This window comes from Bacillus sp. NMCC46, assembly GCF_002998465.1.
In the GTDB taxonomy this organism is placed as follows: Bacteria; Bacillota; Bacilli; order Bacillales; family Bacillaceae; genus Bacillus.
In genome coordinates this window covers 96,670-116,237 of the sequence record NZ_PVQZ01000002.1, presented here as the reverse complement: position 1 = coordinate 116,237, position 19,568 = coordinate 96,670, and the positions used below count along the sequence as shown (strand labels likewise).

Annotated in this window: 21 protein-coding genes and 1 riboswitch; of the genes, 19 read left to right on the top strand and 2 right to left on the bottom strand. The window is 40.3% G+C overall.

The genetic code is table 11. The annotated features are described in order from the left end of the window. Positions 1–242: 242 nt before the first annotated feature. The 3 genes from sigX to C6Y01_RS06090 all read left to right on the top strand — a co-directional run bounded on the left by sigX (position 243) and on the right by C6Y01_RS06090 (position 2,614). Complete coding sequence (sigX, locus tag C6Y01_RS06100) at positions 243–851, top strand: RNA polymerase sigma factor SigX (protein WP_034318821.1); 609 nt, start codon at positions 243–245, stop codon at positions 849–851. Continuing rightward, the gene (locus C6Y01_RS06095; protein WP_106037949.1) at positions 763–1,866 is read left to right on the top strand and encodes a sigma X negative regulator; all 1,104 of its coding nucleotides are present in this window, start codon (positions 763–765) and stop codon (positions 1,864–1,866) included. The genes sigX and C6Y01_RS06095 overlap by 89 nt, the downstream gene beginning before the upstream one ends. A gap of 100 nt (positions 1,867–1,966) precedes the next feature. Then, positions 1,967–2,614 (top strand): M23 family metallopeptidase, encoded by a 648-nt coding sequence (locus C6Y01_RS06090; RefSeq protein ID WP_106037948.1) that lies wholly within the window; start codon positions 1,967–1,969, stop codon positions 2,612–2,614. 35 nt (positions 2,615–2,649) lie between these two features. Here C6Y01_RS06090 and serA read toward each other — a convergent pair whose 3' ends face one another. Next, entirely contained in the window at positions 2,650–4,224 is a 1,575-nt protein-coding gene (gene serA / locus C6Y01_RS06085) for a phosphoglycerate dehydrogenase (RefSeq protein ID WP_106037947.1), read from the bottom strand. A 287-nt stretch (positions 4,225–4,511) separates the two neighbouring features. Then, positions 4,512–4,643: riboswitch (FMN riboswitch) on the top strand. 144 nt (positions 4,644–4,787) lie between these two features. On the opposite strand from serA, the gene fmnP reads away from it, so the two are divergent. Further along, a complete protein-coding gene (gene fmnP, locus C6Y01_RS06080; RefSeq protein ID WP_034661112.1) occupies positions 4,788–5,369 on the top strand; it encodes a riboflavin transporter FmnP in 582 nt (193 codons plus the stop codon). A 34-nt stretch (positions 5,370–5,403) separates the two neighbouring features. Here fmnP and C6Y01_RS06075 read toward each other — a convergent pair whose 3' ends face one another. Continuing rightward, entirely contained in the window at positions 5,404–5,652 is a 249-nt protein-coding gene (locus C6Y01_RS06075; protein WP_003215700.1) for a ferredoxin, read from the bottom strand. A gap of 266 nt (positions 5,653–5,918) precedes the next feature. Here C6Y01_RS06075 and C6Y01_RS06070 point away from each other — a divergent pair, with 266 nt between their 5' ends. The 15 genes from C6Y01_RS06070 to cmk all read left to right on the top strand — a co-directional run bounded on the left by C6Y01_RS06070 (position 5,919) and on the right by cmk (position 19,498). Then, positions 5,919–6,971: a YpbB family protein gene (locus tag C6Y01_RS06070; protein WP_106037946.1), complete on the top strand. Its 1,053-nt coding sequence runs from the start codon at positions 5,919–5,921 to the stop codon at positions 6,969–6,971. Further along, positions 6,964–8,472, top strand: a complete 1,509-nt coding sequence (locus C6Y01_RS06065) for a RecQ family ATP-dependent DNA helicase (RefSeq protein WP_106037945.1) — start codon at positions 6,964–6,966, stop codon at positions 8,470–8,472. The genes C6Y01_RS06070 and C6Y01_RS06065 overlap by 8 nt, the downstream gene beginning before the upstream one ends. After that, entirely contained in the window at positions 8,469–9,110 is a 642-nt protein-coding gene (locus tag C6Y01_RS06060; RefSeq protein ID WP_034661108.1) for a CPBP family intramembrane glutamic endopeptidase, read from the top strand. Before C6Y01_RS06065 ends, C6Y01_RS06060 begins: the two co-directional genes overlap by 4 nt. Further along, a complete protein-coding gene (locus C6Y01_RS06055; RefSeq protein ID WP_034661106.1) occupies positions 9,055–9,816 on the top strand; it encodes a LysM peptidoglycan-binding domain-containing protein in 762 nt (253 codons plus the stop codon). The genes C6Y01_RS06060 and C6Y01_RS06055 overlap by 56 nt, the downstream gene beginning before the upstream one ends. A 64-nt stretch (positions 9,817–9,880) precedes the next feature. Further along, positions 9,881–10,333 carry a DUF2663 family protein gene (locus C6Y01_RS06050; RefSeq protein ID WP_034661104.1) on the top strand — a complete coding sequence of 151 codons (453 nt, stop codon included), beginning with the start codon at positions 9,881–9,883 and terminating at the stop codon, positions 10,331–10,333. Between the two features lie 87 nt (positions 10,334–10,420). Beyond that, entirely contained in the window at positions 10,421–11,209 is a 789-nt protein-coding gene (locus tag C6Y01_RS06045; RefSeq protein WP_034661982.1) for a metallophosphoesterase, read from the top strand. 165 nt (positions 11,210–11,374) lie between these two features. Then, positions 11,375–11,956 (top strand): genetic competence negative regulator, encoded by a 582-nt coding sequence (locus C6Y01_RS06040; RefSeq protein WP_034661102.1) that lies wholly within the window; start codon positions 11,375–11,377, stop codon positions 11,954–11,956. Positions 11,957–12,151: 195 nt separating this feature from the next. Beyond that, on the top strand, positions 12,152–13,426 hold the full coding sequence (locus C6Y01_RS06035) for a Glu/Leu/Phe/Val family dehydrogenase (protein ID WP_007500982.1): 1,275 nt from the start codon (positions 12,152–12,154) through the stop codon (positions 13,424–13,426). A 123-nt stretch (positions 13,427–13,549) separates the two neighbouring features. Continuing rightward, positions 13,550–14,521: a YpdA family putative bacillithiol disulfide reductase gene (locus C6Y01_RS06030; protein WP_034661101.1), complete on the top strand. Its 972-nt coding sequence runs from the start codon at positions 13,550–13,552 to the stop codon at positions 14,519–14,521. 155 nt (positions 14,522–14,676) lie between these two features. Then, positions 14,677–15,333 carry a glutamic-type intramembrane protease PrsW gene (gene prsW, locus C6Y01_RS06025; protein ID WP_034661098.1) on the top strand — a complete coding sequence of 219 codons (657 nt, stop codon included), beginning with the start codon at positions 14,677–14,679 and terminating at the stop codon, positions 15,331–15,333. A 133-nt stretch (positions 15,334–15,466) separates the two neighbouring features. Beyond that, positions 15,467–16,387 carry a spore cortex-lytic enzyme gene (sleB, locus tag C6Y01_RS06020; RefSeq protein ID WP_034661097.1) on the top strand — a complete coding sequence of 307 codons (921 nt, stop codon included), beginning with the start codon at positions 15,467–15,469 and terminating at the stop codon, positions 16,385–16,387. A gap of 16 nt (positions 16,388–16,403) precedes the next feature. Further along, complete coding sequence (gene ypeB, locus C6Y01_RS06015) at positions 16,404–17,753, top strand: germination protein YpeB (RefSeq protein ID WP_034661094.1); 1,350 nt, start codon at positions 16,404–16,406, stop codon at positions 17,751–17,753. Positions 17,754–17,855: 102 nt separating this feature from the next. Beyond that, positions 17,856–18,503: a flagellar brake protein gene (locus tag C6Y01_RS06010; RefSeq protein ID WP_034661091.1), complete on the top strand. Its 648-nt coding sequence runs from the start codon at positions 17,856–17,858 to the stop codon at positions 18,501–18,503. A 63-nt stretch (positions 18,504–18,566) separates the two neighbouring features. Next, a complete protein-coding gene (locus C6Y01_RS06005) occupies positions 18,567–18,749 on the top strand; it encodes a YpfB family protein (protein WP_034661090.1) in 183 nt (60 codons plus the stop codon). 71 nt (positions 18,750–18,820) lie between these two features. Next, entirely contained in the window at positions 18,821–19,498 is a 678-nt protein-coding gene (cmk, locus tag C6Y01_RS06000) for a (d)CMP kinase (RefSeq protein WP_034661088.1), read from the top strand. Positions 19,499–19,568 lie beyond the last annotated feature (70 nt).

The window sequence follows — 19,568 nt, the reverse complement described above, 5'->3', positions numbered from 1 at the left end:
GGTTTTCTATCACGCTGAAAAGAAGACAAAGGGCTAAAATAAAGATCATTTTAGCTCTTTGTCAACAATCTGGCACTTCTTTTCGAAAAAAAGAAGTGTTTTTTTATTTTCATATTTTTAAGGAGAAGTTAAACAAAAAGCCCTTCCCAAATTGTCGAACTTGTAATATATTTGTCATAAAGTTGTAATGTAACGTTTTGTAAGAGTCAATCGACAAAAATAAGTGAACGGAGGGGTTTCCTATGCATGAAACCTTTCAAAAAATATATGATTCGTACCATCAAGATTTGTACCAGTTTTTATTTTATATGGTTAAAGATAAAAATCAGGCAGAGGATCTCGTTCAGGAGGTTTACATCCGGGTACTTCACTCATATAAAACTTTTGAAGGAAGAAGCAGCGAGAAAACTTGGCTGTTTTCAATTGCAAGGCATGTGGCGATTGATTGGTTTCGCAAACAGCAAACCATTAGACAACGGGTACTCGGCACGTTTGATTGGGATAAGCAGGATGTAAAGGACCCAGACTTGCTCCCAGACGAACTAGCTGTACAGGATGAAAATGTAAAAGAAATCTATGCCGCACTTGATCATTGCACAATTGATCAACGAGCTGTCATTATTTTAAGATTTATCCAGGGCTACTCAATCATGGAGACGGCAAAGGCGCTAAAGTTCTCGGAAAGCAAAGTCAAAACAACGCAGCACCGAGGCCTGAAAGTGCTCCGAAAACATATGGAGCTTTTGAAGGAGGAGCTAGTGAATGAAAACGAACAGGTCCGATTGGAGCGAAGAACGAATCAAGGTGTTACTAAGTCAGCTTCCAAAGGTGGAGGACAACCGTTCATCTAAGCAGATATACCAGCAGATGCTGATGGCAAGCGGGCAGAAAAAGAAAAGTGCCAAATGGATTGGTCCAGCGGTCGCAACCGTTGTGGTTTTATTTATGGCGTTTTTGATTTCTCCTCATTTATTTCAGCCGGCTGCTCAAGATCATCATAAGCAAGTGGAAACAAGTGCTGACAAAAGTCAGGTGAACGCCACATTAGAGGCGGTCAAACAGACTGATGGGCCCTCACACGTTGTTTCTCGTAAGCAGCAGCAAAAGTATATGACCATTGCATACATAGATGAATCAACCTCTCAGGTAGTTCCAATTAGCATTGAAAAAGAGGATGAGTATGATCATTTGCAGGAAATGATGAACACATATGAGCAGGTGCAGCTGCCTGAAATGACAAAACCTCTTCAATCTTATATTGATATGGTAGATCTTCGAGAAAAAGGAGATACACTCATCTTTCAGTTAAAAAATGATTTGTCCCTCGATACGTTAAAAGAAGCCAACCGGTTTAAAGATATGGTAAAAGAAACGCTAAAATGGAGTAAGTATAAGCAGGTACAGGTCAAGACATCCAAAGGTTCTCAACTTCAATTAGGAGCAAATGGCCGCATTGGAACAATGTCGATTGAGAAACAAACAAAGCACGCTTATTATGTTTTAGACAACAAAAGCGGGACTTTTTTAGTGCCTTCAAAAACCCATTATCCTTCGTATGAAGATGCGGTAGAGGCCATGAAGCGGACAAGTGATGCCGGACTTGATCCATTAATTAAAGATGAATCGATTAAAAAAGTGACGACTAAAGGAAAACATGTGACTATCACGTTTGGAGCATCAGCGCAATTATCGGACTCAAATGATCATATTCTACTCATTGAAGGTCTGCTGCTCTCAGCGAAAGATTTTGGTTTTACAGAGGTCACCATTCAACAGGCGGGGGCAGATCAAGTTGGTCCATATGAATTAGAAGAACCCATAGAGGTGCCGGCTCTGCCGAATCCAGTTGTTATAAGAGACCGTTAAAGGACGCAAGAAATTGCGTTCTTTTTTGATGTATAGAAAATAGCTTCCTTGCTGTATACTAAGCTGTCATAAAAAGAACCTCAAAGAAGGGGAGTCACTGATGAAAAGGTATTGCTTCATATGTGCCAGCTGTTTTTTGCTGTTGATTTTTTCGCCTTTTGCTCATGCACAGAAAACAAGCGAATGGGTAGAGCCGATAAAAGGAGAAGTCACGGATTTGTTTGGGACAAGAGGTGGCTCGCACAAGGGATTAGATATAGCTGCGCCTGAAGGAGAATCCATATTTGCTGCAAGTGAAGGTGTGGTCTCGCGTTCGTATGTATCTGCTACATATGGAGAGGTTGTGTTTATCCAGCATCCAAATGGATATGAAACCGTCTATGCTCATTTACACGAGCGTTTTGTTAAAAAGGATGACCATGTAGAAGCAGGACAGACGATCGGCATTATCGGCAACACAGGGGCTTCTAGAGGCACTCATTTGCATTTTGAGGTGCACAAGGGTAATTGGTCAGTCAGTAAAGAAGATGCGGTAGATCCACTCACAATCATTGCGATGGATCGTTTCCAAGAGCCGGCTCTTCATGTAAACGGGCATGAAAACAATACATATCTCATTAAACAAGGAGATACCCTTTGGTCGATTGCAAAGGCGCACGAGATGACTGTGGAACAATTGAAAAAAATCAATGAGCTTACTACTCATCTCATCCGAACGGGAGACCGTTTAATGATTTCAACAAAATAAACCTCATGCATTTGCATGAGGTTTAACATTATTTTTTATAGGTCGATCAGACGGACAGAAAGTATATCTTGCACTTCGGTTAATTCTTTGACAATTTCGTCCTCAAGATGTTTGTCGAAAGAAAGCATCATGATGGCTTCGCCGCCTTTTTCTTTACGTCCTACTTGCATTGTCGCAATGTTGACATCATGGTCGCCTAATATTTGTCCAACCTTTCCAATCACACCAGGTGCATCAGTATGCTGGATGTAGACAAGGTGTCCATCTGGATAAAAATCAATATTAAATCCATTAATGGAAACAACGCGTTCTCCTAAATGCGGGATGTAGGTTGCTTTTAGAGTAAAGGTTGAAAGGTCACCTTTGACTTCAATAGAAATGCTGTTTTCGTAACCAGATTCGCTGGAAGAAATTTTTTCACTAAAGCTAATGCCGCGTTCTTTTGCCACCATCCCAGCATTTACTTCATTTACAGTCGAATCGACGCGTTCTTTTAAAAAGCCTGACAGGAGACTTTTTGTAATAAAGGAGGTTTCGAGTTTTGAAATAGAGCCTTCGTAAGAGATGCTTACTTCTTTTACAGGTTCTCTCATTGATTGAGAGACAAGACGTCCGAGCTTTCCTGCAAACTGATGATAAGGCTGAATCTTTTTGAACTCGTCTTTTGTCATCGCTGGTAGATTAATAGATGACATGACAGGGAGTCCTTTTGCAAATTGAAGTACTTCATCAGAAACTTGCGCCGCTACATTTAATTGTGCTTCCTTTGTCGATGCGCCAAGATGCGGAGTCGCAATGACGAGCGGATGGTCTACAAGCGGATTATCAGTAGGAGGTTCTACCTCAAATACATCGAGTGCAGCTCCTGCAACATGGCCGCTTTCAAGCGCTTCAAGAAGGTCACCCTCGTCAATAATACCGCCGCGCGCACAGTTCACTAGGCGAACGCCTTTTTTCGTTTTTGCAATTGTTTCTTTATTGAGAAGCCCTCTTGTTTCTTTTGTTAATGGGGTATGTACAGTGATAATATCTGATACTTCGAGTACTTCATCAAGTGATTTGGCATTGACACCAATTTTTTCTGCACGTTCCTTTGTGAGAAATGGGTCAAATACGTTGACTGTCATGCCAAATGCTCTTGCACGCTGAGCGATTTCGCTTCCGATTCTGCCAAGTCCAACAATCCCAAGAGATTTTCCATAAAGCTCAGCACCAACATATGCGCCTCTGTTCCATTCTTTTGATTTCACAGAAATATTGGCTTGTGGAATATGACGCATGAGCGAAGAGATCATGGCAAATGTATGCTCAGCTGTGGAGATCGTATTACCGTTTGGTGCATTGATGACAATGACGCCATGCTTGGTCGCTTCATCAATATCAATATTGTCTACTCCCACACCGGCACGGCCGACAATTTTTAATGAAGACATTTTTTCATAAAGCTCTTTGGTCACTTTCGTAGCACTTCTGACAAGTAAGGCATCAAATGTGTGTAATTCATCTTCTGCTTCTGTTACATTTTTTTGGACAATTTCAACAAAATCTGATTCTAAAAGTGGTAAAAGACCATCATTGCTCATCTTATCTGAGACTAATACTCGAAACATCGTAAGATTTCCTCCTAAAATAAACGTCATAAATATCTGATAATTTACCATATTCCTTTTCACTGTGTCAATCAAATTAAAGCAGTAAAGCGAAAAAGAAAACACGAACATTTATTGGTATCTTTATAAAGAATGGACACCTTTAAACAAAAGATAACCAATTTTTGCGCATTTGTCATTATAATTTTTAAGTTTTTTACGATTTCTTAAAACTGATGAAATTGCTCAGGATTTTTATCTGTACAAATGCTCATATATCATATATAATGATGTCGAATTGAATAATGATCAATCTTCGGGGCAGGGTGCAATTCCCTACCGGCGGTGATGAGCATAGTCTCTAAGCCCGCGAGCCTTTTTTGGCAGGATTCGGTGTGATTCCGAAGCCGACAGTATAGTCTGGATGGGAGAAGATGGAGGTTCGTAAACGTTGAAAACATGGTTTTTCACACGTTTATTTGTCTAGCCAAAATTCCCCGCTCCTGTTTTCATGAGCGGTTTTTTTGCGGCTGAAATTGAACAATCCTCTTTTCGAAAGATTTGATCGAAAAGGAGAGAGAATATTGAATCAAAGTAAAGTAAAACGTTTAGTCGTCACCAGTATGCTCAGCAGTATTTCGTTCGTGTTAATTTTATTGGATTTCCCTTTCCCAGGGCTTCCAGCGTATTTGAAAATTGATTTCAGTGATATACCAGCGATTATTGCGATTTTAATTTATGGGCCGGGTGCAGGAATTGCCGTTGAGGCATTAAAAAATGTTCTGCATTATCTCATTCAAGGCAGTATGTCTGGTGTTCCAGTTGGGCAAGTCGCGAACTTCATTGCAGGCACATTATTCATCTTACCAGTCGCCTTTATGTTCAAAAAAATTAAATCAGCAAAAGGGATGGCATGGTCAATGATCATCGGTACATTACTGATGACTGTGATGATGAGCATTTTAAATTACTTCTTATTCCTGCCAGCTTACACATGGTTTTTAAACGCACCTGAACTATCTGATCATGCGCTCAAGACGACCATTACAGCAGGGATCTTACCTTTTAACTTTATTAAAGGAATGATCATTACCATCGTGTTTAGCTTCATTTTTGTGAAAATGCGTCCATGGTTTGAAAATAAACGCCGACTTCAAAATAGTTAATATAAAAAAAGCCCCTGCATAAGGGGCTTTTATACTATTCATGCTTAAGTGGGTCACCCTCGAAAGATTCGTCCGCAACTTTGATTGAGTCAGTTGGACATCCTTCAAATGCATCAAGCATATCTTCTTCAAGTACTTCTGGAACTTCTACAGTCCCTTGGTTGTCGTCAAGCGTAACAAATGCAATGCCTTCATCATCATAATCATAAATGTCTGGAGCAGCTGCACCGCATGCGCCGCAAGCAATACATGTGTCTTTGTCTACAATTGTATATTTTGCCATGTTAAAAAATACCTCCCAGATAGTTCGATGGAACACATGGTTTAACCTTTTTAGTTTCACCGATAAAAAACAATTTCCTCAAACCTTATTGTAATGATTTTAAATTCACATTTCAACTGTAAAGTGATTGAGAATGCTTATCACATAAGGGTTTGTTCATAACTTTCCCCCATAAATTGAGTTTAAACATTTCTTCTTGTATGAAATCTGTTAAAATAAAGGGAGAAAATATTCGAATTTTGTCAGGAAGACAGGTGCTTTGATGAATGACTCTTCATTATTTGGATGTCATGTTAATGGACAGCGTATATAAATTGAACGGCGAACGCTCCATTAGTGCTGTCTACCATCTTTTTAAAGGAAAAAAATCATCACAAACCATACAGGATGCCAGCTTGTTTGAGCTTTCCAGGTACTTCGGCTGTTACCAGGGGTTTACGAGGGATCAGCTGAATCGTTCTGCTTTAAAGCTTGAAGAGAAGCACTACATTAGAAAAAACGATGAGACATTCAGCATCACTGAAGCAGGGCAGCGAATGCTAAACCAGCATTTTTCTGAAAAACCGATGCCCGCTTATTTTCATGGTGCCAAATATCACGATAAAGCAAAGATGCTATGGATGAGGCTCTCTTTACTTGTACAAGTGCTTTCTCACTATATGGCTGGATCGTATCAATATGTTCCAATACAAAGAGATGTCTCGGTTCAAAGCTGGACGAAATCTTTCTTGAAACAGCATCAGCAGAAAAGCAAGCTTTCAGAAGATCTGCATCATGAACTAGAAAAGCTCCTTGTTTGTTTAAGCGATCAAGAGGCACTGATTTTTGTTTATTCATTGACCTCAAATGAACGAATCGGGCGTACGTATCAGCAAATGGCGGAGTGGATGAAAGAAGATGTGTGGTATGTGTACCTGCTTTTTTGGAATGTACTCCATTATTTTATTCAATCTGCCCAAAAAGGTGAGGCACCGATTTTGCAGCAGCTCGTAGGTGACCTTGAATTCAAACGCGTGTTAACAACTTCTACCCATAAAACACTTGAGCTTGTCCAAAAAGGATTTGATATTGAACAGATTGCTCACATTCGTTCACTAAAAAAGGCAACGATCGAAGATCATATCGTGGAGCTGTCGATACATGAGCCAAGCTTTTCAATAGATCCGTATGTGAGTATAGAAGAGCAGCGGGCGATCCTTACTGTAGCCAGGGAGCTTCAAACAAATAAAATGAAGCTGATTAAAGAAAAACTCGAGCATCCATTTACTTATTTTCAAATACGATTGGCACTGACAAGGATGGTGAAAGCAAATGGATAAGCTTCATCAGACGCTCATGCGATACTTTGGCCACGACACTTTTAAAGTGGGTCAAGAGGACATAATTCAAAGTGTACTGCATCAAAAAGATACGGTTGCCATGCTGCCTACTGGCGGAGGGAAGTCACTTTGCTATCAAATTCCTGGCTATATGACAGAAGGATTAGTTCTGATTATTTCGCCTCTTTTATCGCTTATGGAGGATCAAGTCGAACGAATGAAAATGCGCGGAGAAAAACGAGTGGCGGCGCTTAACAGCACATTGTCTTTTCAGGAGAGACGACATATCATTCGGCATTTGCCATCATATAAATTTTTATTCGTCGCACCTGAGGCATTAATGTCAGAAGTCCTGCTAGAACAGCTCAAGTCGATGCATATTGGTCTGTTTGTCGTCGATGAAGCGCATTGTATATCAGAATGGGGGCATGATTTCCGTCCTGAATATTCAAAGCTGGGAGAATGGAGAGAAGCGTTAGGTCATCCTGTTGCTTTAGCTCTTACAGCTACAGCAACGAAACAAACGCTAAAAGATACAGTGCAAACGCTAAGATTACAGCATCCAGAATTTCATATTCATTCCGTCAACCGCCCGAACATTGCCTTCGTCAAAGAAGCGCACGAATCGAAAGAAGCAAAAGAGAAACGGGCCATTGAGCTTGCGGACTTCCTGCAAGGACCAGGTCTTATTTATTGCCCGACCCGGCAAATGACAGAAGAGCTTGCACTCTGGATAAAACAAAAAACCAATCAGCGTGTTGAGTTTTATCATGGCGGAATGGATGCAGGAGACCGTATGCTCATTCAGCAGCAATTTATCAGCGGCCAGCTTGATCTCATTTGCTGCACGAGTGCTTTTGGCATGGGAATTGATAAAGCAAATATCCGATTTGTCATTCATATGAGCCCGCCGCAATCGATTGAAGCATTTATGCAAGAGATTGGAAGAGCGGGAAGGGACGGGAAAAACAGTGTGAGCATTCTTTTATATACAGAAGAGGATGCAGATATTCAGCAACACTTGATCCAAGCAGAAGGATTTGACGATCCAGAAATTGATTTCTTCTTAGCCCAGCTCACACAAATGCAGACAAATGATGAAAAAAAATTACGTGAACGATTAATGGAAACAGGGCTTCAGGAGACCCGTGCAAGAATGCTGACGCATTATTACATGATGCATGAGTCCGAACAGCGCCCGGCAATCCTCATGAATCTAAAAGAAAAATTGCAGGACAGACAAACAGAAAAGCTGAGAAAAGTGTGGCAATTTAAAGAGCGGATCATGGGTCATGACTGCTTTAGACAATCTCTGTTATTATACTTTCACGAACAGCTTAATCAAACAGAGCATGCGTCCTCTGATCATTGCTGCTCTTCTTGCGGACTTGACCTGTCTGATTATGAAAAAAAAGATCAATCATTGGAGCTGAATGAAATGAAACACTGGAAGACCGTGCTGGATCGTATGTTTCATCTGACAAAAGAGGCGCAGCATTGATTGAACAACATCGTCAAATCATTGAAAAATTAACCGATCGACAAGTCGTAGAACAGCTGTATTTCACGCAGCTCCTCATGCTTATCGTTTCTTTTTTACTAGGCATATTTATGTTCGATCAATGGATGGATTTTACAGCACTTTGGCAGATTCATGATATGCGCATTCTGACATATGGAATTGGCGGTGCTTTGCTCGTCATCATTGTGGATGCGATTGTCATGAAGGTGTTTCCCGCTCATATGTATGATGATGGCGGTTTAAATGAAAAGATGTTCAAAAACCGAAGCATCCCGCATATTGTTTGGTTAGCACTTCTCATCGCCTTTTCAGAGGAAATACTATTTCGCGGAATCGTTCAACAGCAATTTGGGCTGGAGATTGCCAGCATCGTGTTTGCGCTTCTTCACTTTCGCTATTTATCAAAAATACTCTTGTTTATCCTCGTGGTTTCCATTAGTATTTTTTTAGGACTTTTATACGAGTGGACGGGGAATTTATTTGTTCCTGTCATGACTCATTTTGTCATTGACTTAGTCTTTGCTTGTCAAATTCGTTTAAAATATAAGGGGAGGGATGAACATGGAAGAAATGTCGAGAATGCAGAGAAAGAAGGAGCAGCTGACAAACAACCATGACGACGATGTAGAGGAAATTCTTGAAGAAAAAGTACATCCTTCTGATGACTCTCACTTTCCTACACGAGAAGACTTTCATGAATATAAGAAGCAGCGCACGAAAAAAGTGCGCAATCCTTTGTTTACGACATTGGCTATTATCTTTCCTATCATCGTCATCACTGTTTTCTTTCTATTGATCTATTACACATCAAAGGAAATCAACGATAATAACAATCAAGGTGTATACATCGATAAAACCTCAAGTGCTGACACAGACCCAGTTCCGTCAGCACTTGTCGAAACAAAAAATGACGCTAGCGATGATAAAGCGGATGCGTCTGATGAAGAGAAGAAAAAGAAAGATGAAGAAAAAGAAAAGCAGCGATCAAAAGAAAAAGCAGAGCAGAAGAAAAAAGAAAAAGCCGCTAAAGAGAAAGAAGAGCGTGAAAAAGCCGCAGCTGCGAAAAAGCGTGAACAGCAGCAGCTCGCACTGCAAAAACAACAAGAAGAGAAAAAACGAAAAGAAGCCGAAGAGAAAAAGAAGCAGGAAGAAAAGCCGGTTCGTGTCGTACAGCACACTGTGGGCCCAGAGGAAAACCTATATCGAATCTCGATGAAATATTACAAAAACCGATCGGGTGAAGAGAAAATTAAAGCCTATAATCATTTAAATGGGAACAGTGTATACAGTGGTCAAGTACTCAACATTCCATTGGAAAACTAATTACCTGACATGATCGAATGAAAAAGCACATACATATGTAGAAAAAAGGGACAGGGTGTATGTGATGACATTGCACGTAATCAGCCGCTATATGGATCAGCCGACACAGAAAATGATGGAAACGTTGATCAAAAGAAAGTACAAATATGAGGGCTTTGCTAAGCAGTGCAAAAGATGGCAATGGACAGCCCTATTGTCGCTGGCGATTCTTTTGTTTTATTTTGTAATAACGGCAAATAAGGGAGGCTCTCTTCAGCCGGAAGCGATGATTGCAACACTGCTTGGTCATGAGATCTTTCTATTTTGGATAATGGCTGAGGTGTTTGCTTTTTACGCATCTTATTACTATAAGAAAAAAGAGGAAAAGGCTGAGGATGAATATCATCGGCTTAGATGTGAGATTATACAAAAAAGCACAGACTTATGGCCGCAATCAGACCAGTGGAAAGAGCGTGAAGCGGTTTTTCACTATATGCAGAAGCAATATGACATTAATCTCTATTATGAAAGTAAATAAATGTGTAAAAAGACGTTTTAATAGTTGAAACGTCTTTTTTCATTCAAGCGTCTTATGAACGAAACAAATGCAAGGGAGCCATTTATGATGAAATATGCCATCGGATTTACTGCCGCCATTGCGGCTGTTACAACAGGTGTGTGTGTAACGGCAAAAATGGTGAAAACGGCAAAACAAAACAACATCAAAAAGCATTACTTTACAATAGAAGCACTTCAATCAGATCGACCAGCAGTGATTTTCTTTATTTCTGATACACACCGGCGTCTTATTAGTGACTCATTATTAGCAGAAGTCACACAAGAAGAACCAGATGTCATTATGGTAGGAGGGGACTTAGCAGAAAAAGGTGTACCCTACGCCAGGATTGAAGAAAATGTGAAACGTTTATCAAGAATTGCGCCCGTTTATTTTGTTTGGGGAAATAATGATCATGAGCTGCACCAGCAGAAGTTTAAAGAGATACTTCATGCATATGATGTCACGACTCTGCAAAATGAAACGGCTGTGTGGGATTTCGAAGGCCAGCCAATCAAAGTTGGAGGTATCGATGATATTCGGCTTGAAAAGGCGGATTATGAAGCGATACGGCCTGAGTTTGTGAAAGATGAAGTGAATATTCTCTTATCACACAACCCAGATGTACATCATTTGATGAGTGAAGAAGAGGGAATCGACCTTGTTCTGAGCGGTCATACGCATGGAGGTCAGATCCGAATCGGAAAATTTGGTCCGTATGAAAAAGGAAGAACAGGTCAGGTCAAAGGCGCGTTTTTTCTTATTAGTAATGGCTATGGAACAACAAAGATTCCAATGCGTCTCGGGGCAGAACCAGAAACCCATCTGATCTATTTAATGCCTGTAAAAACGCGATGACTTGCTGCACCCTCAATATTTTCCATAAAAGTCACCGTAAGCATAGCTTCATGCTTGTCTTCCGTCTTGACACAGTGTAAACTGAATACAAAATTAAGAACCTATGACTCATCATCTCATATACTACAGTATGATGTGTGTTTAGAAGAGGCAGGAGGGAACGTTATGCGACTGGAGCGTCTGAATTATAATAAAATCAAAATTTTTCTCACACTAGATGACCTGACAGACCGGGGTCTTACGAAAGAAGACCTTTGGAAAGATTCGTTCAAAGTCCATCAGCTGTTTAAAGACATGATGAACGAGGCGAATCAGGAGCTTGGTTTTGAAGCGAGTGGACCGATTGCTGTTGAAGTATTTTCTCTTCAGGCGCAGGGGATGGTCGTCATTGTCACAAAGAGTCAGCAGGAAGATGCTGATGATGATGAGTTTGATGAAGATTACATTGAGATGCAAGTCAAGCTCGACGAGAGTAATCATGTGCTCTATCAATTTGCCTCGTTTGAAGATGTGATTCAACTGTCCCATAGTTTAAGTCGTATTGGGCTTTTAGGGGGTACAGTTTACCATTATGAAGGTCAATATTTTCTCAGCCTAGATGATTTTGAAGAACTGTCTGCTGATACAGTCATTTCCATTTTAGCGGAGTTTGGTTCTCCTACGACATTAACGATTCATCGGCTAAAAGAATATGGAAAAGTGATCATGCAAGATGATGCAGTGAAAACGATTCAAATGTATTTTTAATCACTTTTTTCTATTATATTTAATACTGTTGTGATGAAACAACAGTATTTTTTATATCCTTTTTTATATTTATAAACACTGATATTTTATTTTGATAAAAAACGTTTTTTACCTTTGCTTTACCAGTACGAAGGTGTATACTATTGCTTGAAAGGGAGCAGTAGATCATGAAAGATTTCTAGGGGGTTTATTTTAATGGCAGCCGATCAAAACGCCGCTCATAACGCAGAAGATAAGCTAGATGTTTTAAAGTCAACTCAAACCGTCATACATAAAGCGCTAGACAAATTAGGGTATCCGCAAGAAGTGTATGAATTGCTGAAGGAGCCAATTCGTCTATTAACGGTCAAAATTCCAGTACGGATGGATGATGGATCAGTGAAAATTTTCACTGGTTACCGCGCACAGCACAATGATGCTGTCGGACCGACAAAAGGCGGCATTCGTTTCCACCCAAACGTTACTGAAAAAGAAGTAAAAGCGCTTTCAATTTGGATGAGTTTAAAATGTGGTATTGTGGATCTTCCTTATGGCGGAGGAAAAGGCGGTATTATCTGTGATCCAAGAGAAATGTCATTTAGAGAGCTTGAAAAGCTAAGCCGCGGCTATGTTCGCGCAATCAGTCAAATCGTTGGTCCAACAAAAGATGTACCAGCACCAGATGTGTTTACAAACTCTCAAATTATGGCATGGATGATGGACGAATATTCTAGAATTGATGAATTTAACTCGCCAGGATTTATTACAGGAAAACCAATTGTTCTTGGAGGGTCACACGGACGTGATACTGCAACAGCAAAAGGTGTGACGATCTGCATCAAAGAAGCGGCGAAGAAAAAAGGAATTGACATCAACGGGGCTCGTGTTGTCGTACAGGGATTCGGAAATGCAGGAAGCTACTTGGCTAAATTCATGTATGATGCCGGAGCAAAAATCGTAGGGATTTCAGATGCTTATGGCGGATTATACGATGAAGATGGTCTTGATATTGACTACTTGCTAGACCGGCGTGACAGCTTTGGAACCGTGACTAAATTATTTAACGATACCATTACAAACCAAGAGCTGCTTGAGCTTGATTGTGATATCTTAGTACCTGCAGCCATTGAGAACCAAATCACTGAAGATAACGCGGCAAACATTAAAGCCAAAATTGTCGTAGAAGCAGCAAATGGTCCAACGACACTTGAAGGAACAAAAATTCTTTCAGATCGTGGAGTACTGCTTGTCCCAGACGTACTTGCGAGTGCGGGTGGTGTAACGGTTTCTTACTTTGAATGGGTGCAGAATAACCAAGGGTTCTACTGGACTGAAGAGGAAGTCGAAACTCGTTTAGAAGATATGATGGTGAAATCATTTAATAATATTTATGAAATGGCGCAAAACCGCCGCATCGATATGCGTCTTGCTGCATATATGGTCGGCGTACGTAAAATGGCTGAAGCTTCTCGATTCAGAGGCTGGATTTAAGCGGCTTATTTGCATCGCGCCTTAAAATCTCCTATCCTTAAATAGGAGATTTTTTTATGGAATGGAACAAATCATCAAACAGCTAGCAGTTGTTATTGTATTGAAACGACAGGAGTGGAACAAATGAAACAAGAAAAAGCGATCATAATAGGAGGCGGCCCTTGCGGGCTATCAGCTGCCATCGCGTTCAAGCAAATCGGAATTGATGCACTTGTCATTGAAAAGGGGAATGTCGTTAACAGTATTTATCATTACCCAACACATCAAACCTTTTTCAGTACAAGTGAAAAGCTTGAGATTGGTGATGTCGCTTTTATTACTGAAAATCGGAAGCCCGTTCGTATCCAGGCGCTTTCTTATTACCGAGAAGTAGTCAGACGAAAAAGCCTGCGTGTGCATGCCTTTGAAAAAGTAACCGCTGTGACGAAAAAAGATGGCTGTTTTACCGTGAGCACATCAAAAGACGACTATTCATGTGATTATGTCGTGATTGCTACTGGTTACTATGATCATCCAAACTATATGAACGTCAAAGGAGAAGACCTTCCTCATGTGTATCATTATTTTAAAGAAGGACACCCTTACTTTGATAAAGATGTGACGGTGATCGGCGGGAAAAACTCAAGTGTCGATGCAGCGCTAGAACTTGTGAAATGCGGAAGCAGAGTCACTGTGCTGTATCGAGGAACTGAATATTCGTCTAGCATCAAACCTTGGATTTTACCAGAGTTTGAAGCGCTTGTGCGGAATGGAACCATCCGAATGGAGTTTGGAGCGCAGGTGAAGGAAATCACAGAAGAAGAGGTGATTTTTACAAACCAGCAAGATCAAACGGAGCGAGTGAAAAGTGATTATGTTTTTGCCATGACAGGCTATCATCCAGATCATTCTTTCTTAGAAAAAATGGGTGTGACAATTGATCAAGAATCAGGCCGTCCAGCATTTGATGAACAGACGATGGAGACAAACGTAGAAGGTATTTTCATTGCAGGAGTCATTGCAGCTGGAAATAATGCCAATGAAATTTTCATTGAAAATGGAAGGTTTCATGGGGGGCTTATTGCAGAAGAAATCAACAAAAGAATGAACGGATAAAAAAAGAACTGGATCCTTACAAGGGATTCGGTTCTTTTTGATATAAAATGGGATTATATAGAAGAATATTTTCATAAAAATGGGCTCGAGTCATATAAAAAAAGGGTAAATCATGGTACGATAATGAAGGATAATGTAGGGAAAGAGGTCTGGTTATGATCGCAATCATCTCAGCAGGTTTAGCTCCCGGCATCGCACTTTTAAGTTATTTTTATTTGAAAGATCAGTACGACAATGAGCCGGTTCACATGGTCATCAGATCTTTTATGCTAGGTGTCATACTTGTGTTTCCAACCATGTTTATTCAATATGTCCTTCAAGAGGAAAATATCGCAACGAACCCTATCTTGATTTCATTTGTGACGTCGGGCTTTTTAGAGGAGTCATTAAAATGGTTTATTTTAATGGTCAGCGTCTATGCGCATGCCCAGTTTGACGAACACTATGATGGGATTGTGTATGGAACAAGTGTCTCACTTGGTTTTGCAACATTAGAAAATATTCTTTACTTGGTCGGGCATGGGGTTGAATATGCGTTCACCCGTGCTTTATTACCCGTCTCAAGTCACGCTTTATTCGGTGTTGTGATGGGGTTTTATATCGGGAAAGCCCGTTTCTCTGCAAAAAAAGAGCAAGTGAAATGGTTGATCCTATCTTTAACGCTCCCAGTACTTTTTCACGGCTTATATGATTTTATTCTTCTTGGCATGAGAAATTGGGGATATATTATGCTGCCATTCATGATTTTTTTATGGTGGTTTGGCCTGCGGAAAGCAAAAAAGGCCCGTTCAGTGAAAATGGTGCAAATTTAATGTGGAAAACGTCCTATCAGTTGATAGGGCGTTTTTTTTGTCTTTTCATCCAATTCACTCCTGTGATGAATGTATAAAAATAGGGATCGGAAGAAATATATATTCAAACATCAAAAGTACAGGAGGATCAAATATGGACAAAGCTCGTTTCATGAAACAAATCGTCCTTATCTTCTCAATTGTTCTACTCGCAACTTCACTGATGTCAGCTGAAAAAAGTGAAGCCTTCACCAGTCAAGTCATCCAGCGAGGTGCAACAGGAGAAGATGTAGTCGAGCTGCAAGCACGGCTCCAATATAATGGCTTTTACAATGGCAAAATTGATGGTGTATATGGCTGGGGGACGTACTGGGCCGTTCGCAACTTTCAAAGCCAATATGGTGTAAAGAAGGTCGATGGACTTGTAGGTAAACAAACAAAAAGCCTATTAGTTCAAAAGACAAAATACTATAAAGACTTTGTTCAGCAGCAGCTGCAAAAGGGGAATGAGTTTACCCATTATGGCGGGAAACCTCTTGATCAGCAAACAAAAGCTTCTGCGAAAAGAAGCTCACAAAAAAAGACAGCTCAAGGGGCAAAAGAGAATCAAAAAAGTCAAAGCGGAGGAAGCGGGACATCTGGAAAGACTGGGAATCAGTCAGGCAATCAGCAAGCAAACCAAACACCGAAACAAACGGCAGCCAACATGCCAGGTGGTTTTTCTAGTAATGATATTCAGCTCTTATCACAAGCTGTTTATAGCGAAGCAAGAGGCGAGCCGTATGAAGGTCAGGTGGCGATCGCTGCCGTTATCTTAAATCGATTGAACAACCCGACTTTTCCAAATACGATCGCAGGTGTTATTTTTGAACCGCTTGCATTTACAGCTGTGGCGGATGGTCAATTTTATATGTCGCCAAATGACACTGCTAAAAAGGCTGTGTTTGATGCCATTAACGGCTGGGACCCATCTGAGAGCGCCGTCTATTACTTTAATCCTGATACAGCAACAAGTCCATGGATTTGGGGAAGACCACAAATTAAACGAATCGGGAAACATATTTTCTGCGAATAAAAAGAGGTGTAAATAAATGATCAGAGGAATATTGATTGCCATTTTAGGAATTGCTGTCATCTCAACAGGTTATTGGGGCTATAAAGAGCATCAAGAAAAAGACGCAGTGCTGCTGCACGCAGAGAACAACTATCAAAGGGCTTTTCACGATTTAACGTACCAAGTGGATCAGCTGCACGACAAACTTGGGGCAACGCTTGCGATGAACAGCCAAACGTCGATTTCACCAGCACTTGCAGATGTATGGAGAATGTCATCAGAAGCACATAACAATGTGAGTCAGCTTCCACTCACATTAATGCCTTTTAACAAAACGGAAGAATTTTTGGCGAATGTCGGAGACTTTAGCTACAAATCATCAGTCAAATCCTTATCAGATGAACCATTAAACAAAAATACGCATAAAACCATTACGTCTTTATATCATCAAGCGGCTGATATCCAAAACGAACTGAGACAAGTACAGCACCTTGTCCTCAATAAAAATTTAAAATGGATGGATGTTGAAATGGCGCTTGCTGATGGCGACCGAAAGAATGATAACACCATCATTGACGGGTTGAAAACAGTCGAGAGAAATGCAGATGCATTTGCGGATGTCAATCTCGGTCCGACAAATGTGTCGACAGAATCAGAAACACGTGGTTACAATCATTTAAAAGGGAAAAAGATCTCAAAGAAAGAAGCGATACGCATTGCCCAGCAATTCGCACCTGATCATAATCAACATTTTAAGGTCAGAAAAAGCGGAAGCAAAACCAATCGAGATGTGTACAGCTTATCGATGTCAGATCCTGATAGTAAAGCGAATTTCTATTTAGACTTGACTGAAAAAGGAGGGCACCCAGTCTACCTTCTTCAAAATCGAGACGTAAAAAAACAGAAAATCAGTTTAAATGATGCATCAGAAAAAGCACTCAGCTTCTTAAAGAAGCAAGGATTTGATGCAGAGTCGTTCCATTTAGATGAAAGCGCGCAATTTGATAATATCGGTGTATTTACCTATGTACCTCTTCAAAAAAATGTACTGCTTTATCCAGATAGTATACGCATGAAGGTCGCATTAGATGATGGTGAGGTGGTTGGATTTTCAGCGAAAGACTATTTAACGAATCATAAAACAAGAGACATAAAAGCACCTAAAATCTCACAAAAAGAAGCGAAGAAAACATTGAATCAGCATGTAAAAATCGAAGATTCTCATGTAGCGATTGTTCAAAATGATATGTCAGAGGAAGTTTTGTGCTATGAGTTCCTCGGAACTATTAAGAATGATACGTACCGAATGTTCATTAATGCGGATACTGGAAAAGAAGAACGAGTAGATAAACTAAAAAACGCAGAACCTATATATAAAGACCTATAGAAAAGGAAGCGAGGAAAAGGCGACTAAGCCTTTTCCTTTTGTTTTATACATGGTTTAATATAGGAGAGGATATGATTTCACAGATGAAAAGAGTGATGAGGAATGTTACAAATAGGGGATGCAATCACAATTGAATACGTCAATGAGAACAAAGAAGTGAAAACTGCAAAATCGAAAGTTTTGGAAAATAATAACGATGATATTTGCATTAATTATCCAGCTGATAAAGAAACGGGCCGCACGATCTATTTAAACCAGCAAACAGAAATCACCGTTTTCTTTTTCGATGAAAATCAAATTCCATACAAATGTACAAGCGAAGTCATCGGAAAGAGGAAAGAAGATATTCCGATGATTGTCATTTCCATTCCGCCAAAAGAAGAAATGATTCGGCTTCAGCGCAGAGAATACCTGAGAGTCGATACAATGGTCAAAGCGACGATCACGCCAACGGATGAAGAAGCCTTTGACACGTTTATTGTCAATATGAGTGCTGGCGGCTTAGCTATTGCTGTTCCTGAAGGTGTCTCATTGAAAGAATACGGAGAAGTGGTCACAGAGTTTGAACTTCCGCTGAAAGAGCCTGTGAAAATTAAAGCGGTTGCAGAGATGAATCGAGTATATCAAGATGAGCAGACTGGCAAAACAAGAGCGATCATGGAGTTTTCTGAGATTACAAATGACCACCAGCAGCACATTATGAAGTACTGCTTCCAGCAGCAGCTTTTAACACGGGTAAAAAAAGCATAAGAATAAAGGATGTTAAAAGCTTCCATACTAGAGGTGAAAGAATCTAGCGTGGAGGCTTTTTGTATGAAGACAATGGAAAGATGGTTATTGAAAGCGGTGCTCATTCAGCTTGTCTTATTATTAGCCGTTCAGATCACACTTCATTTGACAAAAGGAGAACTCTTTTTGTCAAAAGTCGTGCAATACGAGGGTGTAAATAACATGAGCATTGAAGATTGGATCGAAACGTTTAAGCAGAAGGATTGATAGAAAATTCCCCCGTTTGAGCGGTGATCGTGTTACAATTCATAAGGGAGATTCAATCAAGGAGAGGTATTATGAAAAAGAAATTATCTATCGCAATTGACGGTCCTGCTGCTGCAGGAAAAAGCACTGTGGCAAAAATTGTCGCAGCAAAAAAATCATATATTTATATCGATACAGGTGCCATGTACCGCGCGATTACACTTGCGGCACTTAATCATGGTGTAGACCTTGAGGACGAAACAGCACTTGATGCATTACTAAAAAAAACTGTGATTGATCTGGTCTCAACGGACGAGGGTCAAAAAGTTCATCTAGACAATACCGATGTCACAGAGGATATTCGCACAGACCGCGTGAGCAACCAAGTATCGGTTGTCGCAAAGCACAGAGCTGTTCGGGAAGAAATGGTCCGCAGGCAGCAAGAGCTTGGTCAAAAAGGCGGTGTCGTTATGGACGGAAGAGACATAGGTACGCACGTTCTTCCAGATGCCGAAGTGAAAATTTTCTTGCTTGCATCAGTAGAAGAAAGAGCAAAACGCCGTTTTGAAGAGAATCAGAAAAAAGGCTACGATGTCAATTACGATCAGCTGATCGAAGAGATTGCAAGACGTGACAAACTTGATTCTGAGCGCGAAGTTTCGCCACTTAAGAAAGCGGATGACGCCATTGAAATTGACACAACTTCTCTTTCCATTCAAGAGGTAGCAGGTAAAATTTTAGATGCAGCAGACCGCGTGGAGAAACAGTAAGAAATTTTAGAAAACTTTAATAAGTTAGAGGTTTATCTCTTGACAAACAAGGTCTTTTATTAGAAGTTTA